This window comes from Kribbella sp. NPDC049584 (genome assembly GCF_040675555.1).
Classification (GTDB): domain Bacteria; phylum Actinomycetota; class Actinomycetes; order Propionibacteriales; family Kribbellaceae; genus Kribbella.
The window spans coordinates 146,757-160,289 of record NZ_JBFAPF010000012.1 but is presented as its reverse complement, the minus strand read 5'-3'; the positions used below and the strand labels follow the sequence as shown (position 1 = coordinate 160,289).

Here is a 13,533-nt window from a genome sequence, read left to right as displayed (position 1 = left end):
TCCGGCCGCGCCGAGCGCCTCGGCGGCCCCCGTGATGCTCCCCATGCTCAGCGTCCTCGCGGTTGAGCAGGTCGTCAGGTAATGAGGGCTGCGACCCAGTCGTCATGATGCGCGGCGATGTATTCGGCGGTCGGACCCCAGTAGTCGGCGTGGCCCTCTTCGTAGAGACGTGCCCACGGTTGCTCTCCGGTCTCGTGGCCGCGGATCAGCAGGTCGTACTGGCCGCGGGTGCGAGCCGCGATCTGGGCGGGAAGGGCATGCCGCTGCCGGGCGTCGAGGCCGTAGCCGTCCACCAGGGCACGCAACCGCGGGCTGTCGACGTCCACATCGCCTCCCGGAACGAACGGGACGAACGCGGTTGCGGCGTACCCGAGATCCCAGAGTCGCGATGAGGGGCCGGCGTTGTCCCAGTCGATGAAGACCCAGCGCTCGTCGTTGCGGACCAGGTTCCAGGGCGCGAGGTCGTTGTGACAGACCAGGTTGCCGCCGGCGGGGTCTGGCACGATGACGTGCCAGGCGGCGTACGACGGCGGCTCGAAGCTCTCCATCGTGTCATGGAGTTCGCGAATCAGCCGGCCGACCCGTCGCAACTCGTCCGGGGTCGATGGAGGCATCGCGTGGGCGAGCTCTCCGCGGACGTGCTCGAGGACATGCCGGCCCTCGGCGTCACGCCCGTACGTGCGCGGCGCACCGTCGAAGTGCTGCTCGGCGAGGTACTCGAGCACAGCCTCGACTCCGGGCGTCTGCGGAAGCGCGGGCTTCCGCACCGTCGCCCCGATCCGCACGACGCGACCGGCGACGTTCCCGCCCGTCAGCACCTCTTCACGTTCCACACCACCATCCTGTCGAACGTAGGCTCTACCGGCATGGAATTAGCAGCTCTCCAGGCACGCGCGGTCGAGATCAGTAAGCTGTACGACCGCCACAACACGTCCGCAGGTCGCACCGAGTGGACGACCGGCGATCTCGCCCTGGGTTTCGCCGGTGACGAGGGCGATCTCGCCAAGCTAGTCATGGCAGTCGACGGGCGCCGCGAGATCGACGACGCCCGAAGCCGGCTCGGGCACGAACTGGCCGACTGCCTCTGGTCAGTCCTGGTACTTGCCGACCGCTACCACATCGATCTGGCGGCCGAGTTCGCCCGGATGACCGACGAGCTGGACACGAAGTTGCGATGACTCAGTTGCGATGGGCAACTACTCGGACGAGACCGAGGGACCGGCCGGCGTCGACGTGGAGCATTTGGGCTTCCTCGCGGTTCGGCGTACCGGCGTCTTGGTCGCAGGCTTCGTTCCATTGCAGCCAGTCCTGCCAGCCGCCGGGGAGTTCGTCGGCGAGGTCGACAGTGACCAGGCCGGTCTTCTCCCAGTGGCGACGCCACCACGCGGGGCTGTGCCAGGCGCAGAAGTCCCATTTCCAGTACGGCGCCAGGTGCGGCGGGGGAAGCGTCTCGTACTCCGCGACGAGTCCCGGCTGGATGATGCCGAGCTGGCCGCCGCGCTTGACGAAACGCGAGTAATAGCCGAGGTACAGGTCGTCGGTGCCGAAGTAGTGGTACGCGCCGATGCTGACGAGCGCGTGGAAGAAATCCTCGGCGAACGGCAGGGCGTGGGCTTCGGCGTGGACCGGGTGAACCTGATCTTCCAGTCGAGCCTCGGTCACACGGCGCAGGTTCTCGTCAGGCTTGATCCACAGGTCGGTCGCCCACACCTCAACGCCGAACTCCTTGGCCAGAAAGATCGAGCTGAGCGCGGCGCCACACCCCATATCGAGCACCCGCATCCCGGGCTCGAGCGCCATCATCTCGCCGAGCGCCTCCGCCTGCCATACGGGGTTAGGCCAGGCCCCATCCCGCCATCAACCATCCACCGCCCGGAGTACGCCGCGGACCGCGGGTAGCGCTCGTTCCTCAGCAGCACGTCGAGCTCGGCATCATCCATGCGACGCGAGTCTCCGAGACACCCCACGCCCGAGCAACCGGTTATTCGCCGGCCGGTAGCGTGCCGCGGGTGCACGATCCGCCGCCTGCCAGACCGCTCGGCCCCGACGCGGAGGGTCAATGGGTCCGCCGTTGGACGTCATCCGAGTGGACGCAGGCCGCGGATGCCTGGGTCGCTCATCGACTCGCGGAACGCGGTCGCCAGATCAGCGGTGTACCCGTCACCTACCGCGCTCGCTTCTGGTCGGTCGTGCGCTGCTATCCGACCGCTGAGGGTCTGGTGTGGTTCAAGGAGAACAACCCCGGCCATCGGTTCGAGCCCGCGCTGGTCGCCGCGTTGGCCCGACTCGCGCCGTACGACGTCATCGCACCGCTCGCGGTGGATCGCGAACGCCGTTGGCTGCTGACGGACGATCAAGGTACGACGCTGACGCATGCCGATGTCGCCGACCAGCGGGCGCGCTGCATCGTCGTCGACGCCCTGGCCCGCCTCCAATGCACCGTGCTCGGCCGGCTCGACCTGACGCAGTACGACGGGATGGTCGAGCTCGCCCCGCACGCCGCCGGTGACCGCGTGCGCGCCGTGGCGGAGGAATGGTCGGCCCTCCAGTTCGATCCGGAGCTGCTGAAACGAGCCGAGCGCGCCGCCGACGTGCTGGACCGACGAATCGCGTCCCTCAGCGACACCGTTCCGCTCGACCTGGAGATCAACGACATCTACCCCGCCAACATCTTCGCCGACCGCTCGACCGGCGTACTCCGCCCCCGCTTCTTCGACTTCGGCAACGCCCTCCGGGCCCACCCGTTCGTCTCGCTCCACGGCTTCCTCGACGCCGTCACGGATTGGACCCGCGCCCCGCTGTCCCGCCCGGACCGCGACGAACTACTCACCACCTACCTGACCGTCTGGCGCGACCACCTGGACGCCGACCCCCAGGTACTCCGCGCCGACCTCGCCGCCACCGAGCCCCTCACCAACGTCCACCGCCTCACCTCATGGCAACGCCTACTCCCCCACGCGGACGCCGTCGAACTCCGAGCCCGCGCCGAAATCCCCTACAACTACCTCACCGCAATCGCCGCACTCGCCACCGACTGAAGCGCCTGCGAATGATGAACTAGGTGTGTGGCCGAGCATTTCGGGGTTTATGCGGTCTGGTGGCAGGAGGGGCGGATCGTCCTCGTGCGGAAGGCGCGTGGGCCGTACGTCGGGCTTCTGGATCTGCCCGGTGGTTCGCCTGAGCGTGACGAATCCGAGGTGGTGACGCTTCGGCGCGAGCTGCGGGAAGAGTGCGGCGTAGAGCTTGGGCGGGTCGTCGACCGGGCTCCGTTCGAGTTTCACGTTGACCGGGACTCGTTCGGTCGGCCCATCGACTTCACGCATTCGGGTGTCGTCTCGCGGGCCGAGTGACACGTCCAGCATGCTCGGCGGTGTCGTGGTGGGAGAAGTTTTCTGGGAGGTTGTCGATCTGGGGGTTGGGTGTTCGACCTGGGGGTGGTGCGGGCCGGGTGGCGGTTCGCGGGACTAGGAGAGTGCGATGGCGAAGTACATGTTGATCATGCGGGGGACCGACGAGTCGAATGCGGCTGTGATGGCTGGGTTCGAGGAGTTGGCGGCTTCGACGTACCAGTTCATCGAGGAGTTGATGAAGGCCGGGGTGTTCATCGCGGCCGAGGGGTTGGATGACGCGGCCGAGAGTGTCGTGGTCGACTTCAGCGGGGAGGCTCCGGTGGTAACCGACGGACCGTACGGCGAGACGAAGGAACTGTTCGGGGGCTACTTCATGCTCGACGTGGCGTCGAAGCAGGAGGCGGTCGAGTGGGCCAAGCGGCTGCCGTCGGTGTCCGGATCCAAGATCGAGGTACGGCGGGTTGCCGGCGAGGACGAGCGACCGCCGGGCCACGAGGAGTCGGCGGAAGCTCGTGCCGGCGCAGGGTCTACGGAAGCCGGCAGGGAGTCTGCGGGAGCCGGTGCCGGCGAGGACGGAGAGCGCGAGAGCGCCGGCCGAGTTTGATGGATGCAGCGGATGTCGAGGCCGTCTGGCGGATCGAGTCGGCGCGGATCGTGGCCGCGCTGACTCGGTTCACCGGGGATTTCGCGTTGGCCGAGGACGCCGCGCAGGAGGCCGTGGCCGAGGCGTTGGTGTCGTGGCCGCGCACCCCTCCGGACAGTCCGGCCGGCTGGCTGATGGCCACGGCCCGGCGCAGGGCGATCGACGCGATCCGTCGCCGTACTGCGCTGAAGGACCGCTACGCGCTGCTTGCGTCCGATCCCGCCGTCGACGAGGACATCGACCCGGACCGGATCGACGACGACATCCTGGCGCTGATGTTCATCAGCTGCCATCCGGTGCTCTCGCCTGAGGCCCGGGTGGCGCTGACCCTGCGCGTGGTCGCCGGCCTGTCGTCCGAACAGATCGCCCGCGCGTTCCTGGTATCCGTACCGACCGTGCAGGCCCGCATCACCCGCGCGAAGAAGACGATCGCGGCAGCCGGCGTACCGTTCGAGCTGCCACCGGCCGATGAGCGCCGGGAGCGGCTGGGCGGCGTACTCAGCGTCGTCTACGTGATCTTCACCGAGGGATCGACGGCGACGTCGGGCGACCTTCTGGTACGCCGGGATGTCGCGTACGAGGCGATCCGGCTCGCCCGAACGTTGGCCGCGCTGCTGCCGAACGAGCCGGAGGTACACGGCCTGCTTGCGCTGTGCGAGCTGACGGCCGCGCGCTTCCCGGCCCGTACAAGCGCGGATGGTTCACCGATCCTACTGGAGGACCAGGACCGGCAGCGATGGGACTTCTCGGCGATCCAGCGTGGGCTGGCGTCGTTAGCCAAGGCGTCTGTTCGCGGGCTCGGACCGTACGGCTTGCAGGCTGCGATCGCCGCCGTACACGCGTCGGCTCAGTCGGTGGAGGCAACCTACTGGGACCGGATCGTGGTGCTGTACGAGGCACTCGGCCGCGTCGCGCCTTCCCCGGTCGTCGAGCTCAACCGTGCCGTCGCCGTCGCAATGGCCTCCGGTCCCGCCGAGGCCCTGGCCATCGTCGACGACCTGATCGCCTCGGACCGCCTCCCCGGTTCACATCTGGTCCCGACCGTACGCGGCGAACTCCTCGCCCGCCTCGGCCGCCTCCCCGAGGCGCGAGCCGAGCTCGAGCTGGCGGCCCGTCTCTGCACCAACGAACGCGAACGCTCAGTACTACTGAACAAGGCAGCCGCGCTGGGCTGACAAGCTATTCGCCGGTGGCGCCGTCGATGCGCTCGCGGAGGAAATCCGCGTGACCGTTGTGGCGTGCGTACTCCTCGATCATGTGCAGGTAGATCCACCGCAGCGTGTAGTCCTCGCCGGGACTGACCGCGTCGAGGCTGAGCCCCGCGACCGCCGTACGCGAGCGGGCGACACTCGCCTGATAGCTGGCGAGGTCGTCCGCGGCCCGCGTGACGTCGAGGATGTCGATGCCCTTCGTCGAGCCGTAGTCCCAGAAGTACAGGTGGTCCGGCTTGCCGTCGTACGCGTGAAACCAGGCCTCGACCCCCGACAGATGCCGAACAAGTCCGAGCAGCGACAGCTCCGACGGCGGCACCGATCGCATCGCGAGCTGCTCCGGAGTCAGGCCGCCACACTTCCGCAGCAACGTGGTGCGCTGGTATTCGAGGCGGTCATCGAGAGCGGACCGCTCGTCGACCGGATTGTTCGGCGGCTCGGGACGCTCGGGCACGGACCATGTCGACATGCCGCCGAGGCTACGTGCAGGTTGAACGCACGGCCACCGGGTTAGGCCTTCTATGGGACGTAAACGAGATAGGGGCGAAATCGGAACGCCGTCTCGTCATCTTCGGAGATCGCGACCTCCAGGACGAGGTCGCTGCGACCTTCCTCGGCGGTCCAGAGATCGACAAGACAGCTCCAGTGGTCGCCCTGCCACATCGCGACCGAGGTGTCCCAAGCGGCGTCAGGCAGCTGGATCAACGTGACGGATCCATAGTCCGCGACAGCTTCACGGCATTGGTTCGACACAGCTTCGGAGAGCGGATCAACATTCTCGATACCCTCGCCGATGCGGACGTCGCCTCGAATGACGGAGCGAACGATCGCGCCAAGTGTCTCTCGCCAGACATGGGGTACTGGAGTCTGGACTTCGTCCTTGAAGGGCTTCACTTCCGCGGCCACCTGAAAAAGGGTAGTGCGGTTGGGGGACAATCAGTGGGTGAAGAAGTCTGAGGTCGAGCCCGTGGTTGCGCGCAATCGGAAGGCTGCGCATGACTATCAGCTGGGCGAGTCCTGGGAAGCGGGGATCGTGTTGGAGGGGCCGGAGGTGAAGGCGCTCCGGGCCGGGCGGGCTTCGTTGGTCGGCGGCTTTGCTCAGGTCGAGAACCGCGAGATCTGGTTGCACGGCGTGCACATCCCGCAGTACTCGCAGTCGCGCTGGTTCAACGGCGGCTCTCGCCGCAAGCGGAAGCTACTGCTGCACCGTGCCCAGATCGACAAGATCGAGCGCAAGGTCAACGAGAGCGGGCTGACGATCGTCCCAGTACTCCTGTACTTCAAGGACGGTCGCGCGAAGGTCGAGATCGCCCTTGCCCGCGGCAAGAAAACCTGGGACAAACGGAACGCCCTCGCCGAACGGGAGGCAACCCGCGAGGCCGAGCGCGCGGTCCAACGCCGCCTGAAGGGCCGCTCGGACTGATCTCTTTGTTAGCGTGCGCTGGTGGATGACCTGGGACCCGTGGTCTGGCCGCCGGCACCGATCAAGACCGAGCGGCTCGTACTCCGCGAGTCCGAGGCGCACGACCGTACGGCGTTCATCGAACTACACGCGTCGCCCGAGGTGAACAGGTACGTCGGCGGCCCCCGCCCACGCGACGAGCTCGAACGGGAGACGCCCGCGATCCCCGAGCGCTGGCCCGGCAGTTTCGTCGTCGAACTCGACGGCGCAATGATCGGCCAGATCCTCCTCAGAAGAGCAACCGACCACCGCCGCCCCGCCGCCACGGGAAAGGTCGACCTCGGCTACCTGTTCCTCCCGCAGTCCTGGGGCTCCGGCTACGCCACCGAGGCCTGCGCCGCCGCCCTCACCTGGTTCGACCACACCCTCCCCGGCGAGCCAGTAGTCCTCACCACCCAATCCGCCAACATCACCTCAATCCGCCTAGCCACCAAACTAGGCTTCGCCGAACTAGAACGCTTCGAAGCCTGGGGCACCGAACAATGGCTCGGCCTACGCTCCCCGACCAGAACCGCCTGGCCCCTCCGCGGTAGCTTGCTATTATCTGATTAGATAAGGGGGCTGGAGTATGGACAGGGACAGCCAGGCGGTCAGTGAACTGCTCAACCGGGCGCTCACCGAGAGTGGGCTGTCTCAGACTGCGTTCGCCCATGCTCTCCGTACGTCTGCTTCCCGCTTGTCCACCTACCGTTCCGGCCGGACCAAGCCGACGGCGCAGTTCGTTATGCGAGCTGGGCGGATCGCTCACGCCCTTCATGAGGCACGCGAGCATCGGATCATGACCGCCCCAGCCACAGCCACGGCTATCCGCGAGGCGACCGACGACGACTGGGCCTGGCGGATGCTGCTCCAGGGCCGTGACCACCTGCGCCTCCTACTGCGTCGCCAGGACGGATCCGAAGCCGCCTGGGAGGCAGCGCCGGGGCCAACCGGCCAGGCAGGCTTCGACACACTCCTCGCCGCACTCGCCGCTCACGAATTCGAGGCAGCAGGCGAGAAGCCGCCCGATTGGACCAATGTCGAGGCACTTCGGGATCCTTGGATTCCCGAGCACCCGTTCCTCGACCACGACGAGATCATCGAGCAAACACCGGAGTACTTGTCGCGGCTGAACGTCTTCGTCCCTGAGCGCGACCTGGTGACTGCATGAGTGACGAGCGCAACGAATTCACTGCTGCGGAAATCGTCGACCTCCTCGCCGAACTCGACAAGCGGCTGAAGAAGCGCGGAACTTCCGCATCGGTCTTTGTCGTCGGTGGAGCTGCGATCGCGGTCACCTCGGACGACAATCCGCGCCGTACGGAGGACATCGATGCCATCACGAGAGAGGAGGCAGTGCTCGAGGAGGCTCGCGGGATAGCGAGCCAACGCAAGCTCCCCGAGGACTGGCTGAATACCCGCGCCAGCCCTTGGATGCCACCTCTTCCGGAGGGTGCACTGCAACATCACGATCTGCCCGGTCTGCATATCACGTACGCCGGCGACGAATTCCTTCTGGCGACCAAGCTGATTGCACAGCGCCGCAAGGACGCTCCCGACATCATCGCTCTCTCCGGGCGGCTCAAGATGGAGAATGCATCGGTCGAGGATCTCGAGCAATTGATCCGCCGCAACTACACAGATGAGGACTCACTCGAACTGATCGTTGGCAGCAGGGACCTCGATCGCGAGATACATCTCCTCGCCGTCCAGGCCCAACGAATGCTCGCCAACCATCACCACCGGTCGACGCGCCCGAAACCTGTCGATCTGTCTAAACCTCAAGCCATACGCGGCCCGGATCACGGCCCATCACACGAGCGGAGCTAGTCGAGCGCAATCATGGCCCGCATGCTCCCTGAGCCCAGCGCAACGCAACCGGTTCGGCCGTTGTCCGCCAAGAGAGTTGGCGGTGACTTTTATCTGCGGACGGCGGTGGACTGTGCGATCGAGTTTCTCGGCAAGGTCTTGGTGCGGCGTGCGGCGGGTGGTCGTGTCGCGGGGGTGATTCGGGATGTTGAGGCGTATCCGGCGTTCGTGGATGAGGTTCACCACGGGAACAAGCGGACGTCGCGAACCGCGGTCATGTGGGAGGCGGGTGGCGTCGCGTACGTCTATCTGGTCTACGGGATGTGGCACCAGTTTGCCGCTGTGGTGAATCACGCCGACGTGCCTGACGTGGTGTTCATCCGTGGCGTCGTACCCGTCGAGGGCGTCGAGCTGATGGCCGCACAGTGGGACAAGCCGCGCGCTGTCAGCGACCTGGCCAACTCACCGGGCAAGCTGTGCAAGTCCTTCCAGATCACCAAGGACCTGTACGGCGCAGACCTCACAGGCAACGAGCTGTTCCTCGAGGACTGGGGCATCTCGGTCGACCCAGCTGACATCCACATGACCAAGCGCGTCGGCATCAGTGCTCGCCACGACGGTCACGATGCGGCGCTCAGATACCACCTCACGCCCAGGCGGTGATTGCGAGCGCCGCGATCGCGTCGCGGCGGATACCTCCGCGCCCGGTGGTGGGCCGGCCGAGCGGCGTTGTCTGAGGGTTAGCCGCAGCAGCCGGAGGACTTGGTGGTGTCGTTTTCGATGACGGTTAGGAGGCCGCCGGTGATGCCGGTGGCGAGGCCGCGGCTGGTCGGTGTGGAGAGCTCGAGTGCTTGCGGGGCCGGGCCGCAGCAACCGCCGGCCTCGTCGGACGTGCCGCCGTACGCGAGGTTGGACGAACATACGCCGGTCTCCGGGAGGTCGAGCTGCACGTCTCGCGCGGATTCCCAGTCGCCGGCCAGGGCGGCGACGACTGAGCGCGCCTGTTCGTACCCGGTCGCGAGAAGAAACGTCGGGGCGCGGCCGTACGACTTGGCGCCGATCGCGTAGTACCCGGGCTCGGGGTGCGCGAGCTCGTCGACGCCGTGTGGCGGAACCGTACCGCAGGAGTGCTTGTTCGGGTCGATCAACGGTGCCAGCGCGCGGGTGGAGCCCATGATCGGATCCAGGTCCAAGCGCAGCTCGGAGACCATGTCGTGGTCCGGCCGGAAGCCGGTCGAGTTGACGACGGTGTCCGCGAACACCTCACGCTCGCCAGAGGTCAGCTGCACCCTGCCGTCAGCGCGGCTGATGCTTTCGATCCGGAACGAGCTGACCAGCTCGACGCGGCCGGACTGCACGAGCTTCTTGAGCCGCGAGCCGAGCGCGCCCCGGGCCGGCAGCTCGTCGGCGTCGCCACCGCCGTATGTGCGGGCCTGGTCGGTCCCACGCACAACCCACACCACTTGGGTCCCCGGTACCTCGTCGGCGAGCTGGCCCAGGTCAAGCAGTGTTGTTGCGGCCGAGTGGCCCGCGCCGACGACCGCCGTACGACGACCCGCAAAGCGGTCCCGGTCGACGCCGAGGACGTCGGGCAGAGCGTGTGCGATGCCTTCACCAGCCTCGACCTCTCCGCGAGCCGGGATGCCGGAGCCGCCGAGGACGTTCGGCTTCCGCCAGGTGCCGGCCGCGTCGATCACGGCCGACGCCAGCAGTTCGGATCCGTCAGCGAGACGGATCAGGAACGGCGCCGCCTCGCGACCAGCTGTACGGATGCGGTCGAAGCCGACCCTCGTCACGGCGGTGACCTGGGCGTTGTAGCGGATGAGGTCGTTCAGCTCCGGAGTCTTCGTCAGCGGTGCGAGGTAGGAATCGATGAGGTCGCCGCCGGTGGGGAGCTGGGCCAGGTCGGGCTCGATCCAGCCGGATCGTTCGAGCAGGCGGCGAGCCGCGGAGTCGATGTCGTAGCGCCACGGGCTGAACAGCTTCACATGCCGCCATTCCTCGATCGCCGCCGCGACACTCGGACCGGACTCGAGTACGGCGAAGTCCACGCCACGCTCGGCGAGGTGCGCGGCTGCCGCAAGACCGACCGGACCCGCACCGATAACGACGACCGGCGCACCTGTCTGCTCGCTCACGATCCCAACTCCCTATCTAGAAGATCATCGAAACAAGAGTTAGCTTGCCTCTTGATTCGATAAGAGTCAAGATAGATCCATGTCGAAACAAGAGATCGCATTGACGCCCGTCGCGGGCGCAGCCTGCTGCGCGCCGATCTCTGACACAGCTCTCGACGCGACAGGAGCCGCCGAGGGCGCAGCCGTATTCAAGGCCCTCGCCGATCCGATCCGGCTGCGGCTGTTCTCGATCATCACCTCCGCGGGCGACGAGATCTGCGTCTGCGATCTGACCCCGCAGTTCGACGTCAGCGGACCGACCATCTCGCATCACCTCAAGGTGCTTCGCGAGGCCGGCTTGGTCGACTGCGAGCGGCGCGGCACCTGGGTCTACTACTGGCCCGTGCCCGAGAAGCTGCGGTGGATCGCCGGCCTTCTCGCCGTACCGGAAACCGCGTCGGCGCGCTGACCTCTTCGCCAGCCGGGTGGCTGATGTTTGACTCCTTGAGATACCTCAGTGATTATTGAATCAATGAATACTGAGCGATTCTCTCGGGAGCAGCGAGCTCGCATCCACGCGGCGCTCGGTGATCCGGCGCGACTGGCGATCGTGGACATCCTGGTTGCCGGTGATGCCGCGCCCGGGGAGCTCGGGGCCGCCCTGGACCTGCCGACGAACCTCGTCGCCCATCACCTGAAGGTGCTCGAGGACGCCGGCCTCGTCGTACGGACCCGCTCTGAGGGCGACCGACGACGTACGTATGTCCGGCTCGAACCGGACGCGCTGGGCGCGATCGCCACGCCTGCGCAGATCGCGGCCGAGCGTGTCGTGTTCGTCTGCACGCGGAACTCGGCCAGGTCCCAGCTGGCCGCCGCGATCTGGGCCCGGCGTAGCGACGTACCGGCTGTCTCCGCCGGCACCGAGCCGGCCGAGCGTGTCCACCCACGGGCGATCAAGGTCGCCCGGCGTCACGGGCTCGACCCATCCGGCTGGCACACGAGCCATCTGCGCGAAGTTGCCGATGGCAATGATCTTCTCATCGCGGTGTGCGACAACGCCCACGAGAGCCTGCCCGGCGACCGACGACCGCAGCTGCACTGGTCCATCCCCGACCCGGCGCCGATCGACACCGACGCGGCCTTCGAAGCTGCCTATACCGAGCTCGCCGAGCGCATCGATCGGCTCGCGCCGGCAGATACGAGGAGCAAGGGATGACTGAAGTAACCCGCCTACCCGCCGCGTCGCGAGGACCTCTCTCACCTCGCCGTGCCGGTGAGTCGCGGATGAACGACGCGCAATCGCTCTGGCGGCGCGCTCTCGCCGAAGGGCTCGGGACCGGGCTGCTCGTGACCGTCGTGGTCGGCTCCGGCATCGCAGCCGCCAAGCTCTCGCCGAGTGACACAGGGTTGCAGCTGCTCGAGAATTCCTTTGCCACCGCGCTCGGTCTCGCCGTACTGATCCTGATGTTCGGGCCCGTGTCCGGTGCGCACTTCAACCCCGTTGTGTCCCTGGTCGACTGGTGGCTCGGGCAACGATCCGGCAAGGGGCTCAGCGCACGAGACCTGGCCGCCTACCTCCCGGCCCAGATCGGCGGCGGGGTCATCGGGGCGATTCTGGCGAATCTGATGTACGGCGAAACCGCCGTGTCCTGGTCGACCACGCACCGATCGGCCGGCCACCTCTATATCGGCGAGACAGTCGCCACCGCCGGACTGATCCTGCTGATCTTCGCGCTCGCCCGGACCGGCCGCGCGGCGTCGGCGCCCGCCGCGATCGGTGCCTACATCGGTGCGGCGTACTGGTTCACATCCTCGACCTCGTTCGCCAACCCGGCGGTCACTATCGGCCGCGCGTTCAGCGACACGTTCGCCGGCATCGCGCCCAGTTCCGTGCCCGGCTTCATCGCATTCCAGATCCTCGGCGCCGCCCTCGGCACGGCTGCACTCGCGGTCCTCTACCCCGACGCGGGCAAAGCCGCCGATGACGTCGTCACTCCTCACACCGAAACAACCGCGGGAGCATCCTCGTGAGCAAACCCACCGTGCTGTTCGTCTGCGTACACAACGCCGGACGCTCCCAAATGGCCGCCGGCTGGCTCCGGTCCTTGGCCGGTGACGAGATCGACGTACTGTCGGCGGGCTCCGAACCCGGAAACCAGATCAACCCCGTCGCCGTCGAGGCCATGCGCGAGGTCGGCATCGACATCACCGCAAACACCCCGCGCCTGCTGTCGACCGACGACGTACAGGCCAGCGACGTCGTGATCACCATGGGCTGCGGCGACGCCTGCCCCTTCTACCCCGGCAAACGCTGCGAAGACTGGAAACTCACCGACCCCGCCGGCCAGCCAATCGAAACCGTCCGCCAGGTCCGCGACGAAATCCGCACCCACATCGAAACCCTCCTCGCCGAACTACGCACCAGCCAGCCGTAAGACGGTTGGGATGTGGCTGGTCGAGTCACCAGCGAGAATGGCTGAGTGAAGGACCTGCCAGCCGGGCTGCCTCCGGCGAACTCGAGGAAGTGGCACTCGCGGCGTTGGTGGGACGAGCTGGGATACATCCGCGTGCGTTCGCTCAGCAATCCGGCATGGAACCGCGACGTGAACTGGCTCACGCATGTGGTGGTCCGAGAACAAGCCTCCGCACCGGCTGACGAAAAAGGCCACTACGACACGATCCTTGGCGCGCTCCGGCGCTACCCGCGAACTGCCAGTGGGGTGCACGCGCCAGACGTGTCGTGGGACGAAGTCTTGGCCTCCATCGACGAGCTCTCACTGCATCACCAAGCCCGACACCTCGAACAAATCAAAGCAGCAACCACCGACCTCGGCGAAGATCTGTAGACGTCTGCAGCGCGTAGAAGGCGAGTTCGACTGGTCCATGCGCGTCTGCCCGTGCCTGGCGGACCGAGGGGCCGTGCCGGCCCCCAGTCCGGTACCGGTGTTAGCACCAGAGTTAG

20 protein-coding genes are annotated in these 13,533 nt (G+C 67.0%); 15 read left to right on the top strand and 5 right to left on the bottom strand.

What is annotated here, in order from left to right; translation table 11 throughout:
• Nucleotides 1–74: 74 nt before the first annotated feature.
• Nucleotides 75–833: a phosphotransferase gene (locus AB0J62_RS33400; RefSeq protein WP_363879781.1), complete on the bottom strand. Its 759-nt coding sequence runs from the start codon at nt 831–833 to the stop codon at nt 75–77.
• 33 nt (nt 834–866) lie between these two features.
• On the opposite strand from AB0J62_RS33400, the gene AB0J62_RS33395 reads away from it, so the two are divergent.
• Entirely contained in the window at nt 867–1,178 is a 312-nt protein-coding gene (locus AB0J62_RS33395; protein ID WP_363879778.1) for a nucleotide pyrophosphohydrolase, read from the top strand.
• A gap of 1 nt (nt 1,179) precedes the next feature.
• Here AB0J62_RS33395 and AB0J62_RS33390 read toward each other — a convergent pair whose 3' ends face one another.
• The gene (locus AB0J62_RS33390) at nt 1,180–1,803 is read right to left on the bottom strand and encodes a methyltransferase domain-containing protein (protein ID WP_363879775.1); all 624 of its coding nucleotides are present in this window, start codon (nt 1,801–1,803) and stop codon (nt 1,180–1,182) included.
• Nucleotides 1,804–2,009: 206 nt separating this feature from the next.
• On the opposite strand from AB0J62_RS33390, the gene AB0J62_RS33385 reads away from it, so the two are divergent.
• The 4 genes from AB0J62_RS33385 to AB0J62_RS33370 all read left to right on the top strand — a co-directional run bounded on the left by AB0J62_RS33385 (nt 2,010) and on the right by AB0J62_RS33370 (nt 5,168).
• Nucleotides 2,010–3,038, top strand: coding sequence for a hypothetical protein (locus tag AB0J62_RS33385; RefSeq protein WP_363879772.1), 1,029 nt, complete (start codon nt 2,010–2,012; stop codon nt 3,036–3,038).
• Nucleotides 3,039–3,065: 27 nt separating this feature from the next.
• On the top strand, nt 3,066–3,350 hold the full coding sequence (locus AB0J62_RS33380; protein WP_363879769.1) for an NUDIX domain-containing protein: 285 nt from the start codon (nt 3,066–3,068) through the stop codon (nt 3,348–3,350).
• A 127-nt stretch (nt 3,351–3,477) separates the two neighbouring features.
• A complete protein-coding gene (locus tag AB0J62_RS33375) occupies nt 3,478–3,954 on the top strand; it encodes a YciI family protein (RefSeq protein WP_363879766.1) in 477 nt (158 codons plus the stop codon).
• Nucleotides 3,954–5,168 (top strand): sigma-70 family RNA polymerase sigma factor, encoded by a 1,215-nt coding sequence (locus AB0J62_RS33370; protein ID WP_363879763.1) that lies wholly within the window; start codon nt 3,954–3,956, stop codon nt 5,166–5,168. The genes AB0J62_RS33375 and AB0J62_RS33370 overlap by 1 nt, the downstream gene beginning before the upstream one ends.
• A gap of 4 nt (nt 5,169–5,172) precedes the next feature.
• Here the strand turns inward: AB0J62_RS33370 and AB0J62_RS33365 are convergent, their stop codons facing one another.
• Nucleotides 5,173–5,673 (bottom strand): DinB family protein, encoded by a 501-nt coding sequence (locus AB0J62_RS33365; RefSeq protein ID WP_363879760.1) that lies wholly within the window; start codon nt 5,671–5,673, stop codon nt 5,173–5,175.
• A 50-nt stretch (nt 5,674–5,723) separates the two neighbouring features.
• Nucleotides 5,724–6,110, bottom strand: a complete 387-nt coding sequence (locus tag AB0J62_RS33360) for a hypothetical protein (protein WP_363879757.1) — start codon at nt 6,108–6,110, stop codon at nt 5,724–5,726.
• 37 nt (nt 6,111–6,147) lie between these two features.
• On the opposite strand from AB0J62_RS33360, the gene smpB reads away from it, so the two are divergent.
• From smpB to AB0J62_RS33335, 5 genes are read left to right on the top strand one after another with little or no spacing between them, the layout of a single operon-like run.
• The gene (gene smpB / locus AB0J62_RS33355; RefSeq protein ID WP_363879754.1) at nt 6,148–6,627 is read left to right on the top strand and encodes an SsrA-binding protein SmpB; all 480 of its coding nucleotides are present in this window, start codon (nt 6,148–6,150) and stop codon (nt 6,625–6,627) included.
• 21 nt (nt 6,628–6,648) lie between these two features.
• Nucleotides 6,649–7,218 carry a GNAT family N-acetyltransferase gene (locus AB0J62_RS33350; protein ID WP_363879751.1) on the top strand — a complete coding sequence of 190 codons (570 nt, stop codon included), beginning with the start codon at nt 6,649–6,651 and terminating at the stop codon, nt 7,216–7,218.
• A 16-nt stretch (nt 7,219–7,234) separates the two neighbouring features.
• Nucleotides 7,235–7,816: a helix-turn-helix transcriptional regulator gene (locus AB0J62_RS33345; RefSeq protein ID WP_363879748.1), complete on the top strand. Its 582-nt coding sequence runs from the start codon at nt 7,235–7,237 to the stop codon at nt 7,814–7,816.
• On the top strand, nt 7,813–8,475 hold the full coding sequence (locus tag AB0J62_RS33340) for a DUF6036 family nucleotidyltransferase (RefSeq protein ID WP_363879745.1): 663 nt from the start codon (nt 7,813–7,815) through the stop codon (nt 8,473–8,475). Before AB0J62_RS33345 ends, AB0J62_RS33340 begins: the two co-directional genes overlap by 4 nt.
• A gap of 12 nt (nt 8,476–8,487) precedes the next feature.
• Nucleotides 8,488–9,117: a DNA-3-methyladenine glycosylase gene (locus AB0J62_RS33335; protein ID WP_363879742.1), complete on the top strand. Its 630-nt coding sequence runs from the start codon at nt 8,488–8,490 to the stop codon at nt 9,115–9,117.
• A gap of 77 nt (nt 9,118–9,194) precedes the next feature.
• On the opposite strand, the gene AB0J62_RS33330 is transcribed toward AB0J62_RS33335, so the two are convergent.
• Entirely contained in the window at nt 9,195–10,592 is a 1,398-nt protein-coding gene (locus AB0J62_RS33330) for an FAD-dependent oxidoreductase (RefSeq protein ID WP_363879739.1), read from the bottom strand.
• Between the two features lie 79 nt (nt 10,593–10,671).
• Here AB0J62_RS33330 and AB0J62_RS33325 point away from each other — a divergent pair, with 79 nt between their 5' ends.
• The 5 genes from AB0J62_RS33325 to AB0J62_RS33305 all read left to right on the top strand — a co-directional run bounded on the left by AB0J62_RS33325 (nt 10,672) and on the right by AB0J62_RS33305 (nt 13,417).
• Entirely contained in the window at nt 10,672–11,040 is a 369-nt protein-coding gene (locus AB0J62_RS33325; RefSeq protein WP_363879736.1) for a metalloregulator ArsR/SmtB family transcription factor, read from the top strand.
• A 63-nt stretch (nt 11,041–11,103) separates the two neighbouring features.
• Entirely contained in the window at nt 11,104–11,787 is a 684-nt protein-coding gene (locus AB0J62_RS33320; RefSeq protein WP_363879733.1) for a helix-turn-helix domain-containing protein, read from the top strand.
• Nucleotides 11,788–11,855: 68 nt separating this feature from the next.
• Nucleotides 11,856–12,602, top strand: coding sequence for an aquaporin (locus AB0J62_RS33315; RefSeq protein ID WP_363879730.1), 747 nt, complete (start codon nt 11,856–11,858; stop codon nt 12,600–12,602).
• Nucleotides 12,593–13,006: an arsenate reductase ArsC gene (locus AB0J62_RS33310; protein WP_363880175.1), complete on the top strand. Its 414-nt coding sequence runs from the start codon at nt 12,593–12,595 to the stop codon at nt 13,004–13,006. Before AB0J62_RS33315 ends, AB0J62_RS33310 begins: the two co-directional genes overlap by 10 nt.
• A 45-nt stretch (nt 13,007–13,051) precedes the next feature.
• Nucleotides 13,052–13,417: a hypothetical protein gene (locus AB0J62_RS33305; protein ID WP_363879727.1), complete on the top strand. Its 366-nt coding sequence runs from the start codon at nt 13,052–13,054 to the stop codon at nt 13,415–13,417.
• Nucleotides 13,418–13,533 lie beyond the last annotated feature (116 nt).

What these genes read in the sequence shown, in the direction of transcription:
- AB0J62_RS33395 (WP_363879778.1), top strand. Translation starts at nt 867, where the DNA reads ATGGAATTAGCAGCTCTCCAGGCACGCGCGGTCGAGATCAGTAAGCTG.
- AB0J62_RS33390 (WP_363879775.1), bottom strand. Translation starts at nt 1,803, where the DNA reads ATGATGGCGCTCGAGCCCGGGATGCGGGTGCTCGATATGGGGTGTGGC.
- AB0J62_RS33375 (WP_363879766.1), top strand. Translation starts at nt 3,478, where the DNA reads ATGGCGAAGTACATGTTGATCATGCGGGGGACCGACGAGTCGAATGCG.
- AB0J62_RS33370 (WP_363879763.1), top strand. Translation starts at nt 3,954, where the DNA reads ATGGATGCAGCGGATGTCGAGGCCGTCTGGCGGATCGAGTCGGCGCGG.
- AB0J62_RS33365 (WP_363879760.1), bottom strand. Translation starts at nt 5,673, where the DNA reads ATGTCGACATGGTCCGTGCCCGAGCGTCCCGAGCCGCCGAACAATCCG.
- AB0J62_RS33345 (WP_363879748.1), top strand. Translation starts at nt 7,235, where the DNA reads ATGGACAGGGACAGCCAGGCGGTCAGTGAACTGCTCAACCGGGCGCTC.
- AB0J62_RS33340 (WP_363879745.1), top strand. Translation starts at nt 7,813, where the DNA reads ATGAGTGACGAGCGCAACGAATTCACTGCTGCGGAAATCGTCGACCTC.
- AB0J62_RS33335 (WP_363879742.1), top strand. Translation starts at nt 8,488, where the DNA reads ATGGCCCGCATGCTCCCTGAGCCCAGCGCAACGCAACCGGTTCGGCCG.
- AB0J62_RS33325 (WP_363879736.1), top strand. Translation starts at nt 10,672, where the DNA reads ATGTCGAAACAAGAGATCGCATTGACGCCCGTCGCGGGCGCAGCCTGC.
- AB0J62_RS33320 (WP_363879733.1), top strand. Translation starts at nt 11,104, where the DNA reads ATGAATACTGAGCGATTCTCTCGGGAGCAGCGAGCTCGCATCCACGCG.
- AB0J62_RS33315 (WP_363879730.1), top strand. Translation starts at nt 11,856, where the DNA reads ATGAACGACGCGCAATCGCTCTGGCGGCGCGCTCTCGCCGAAGGGCTC.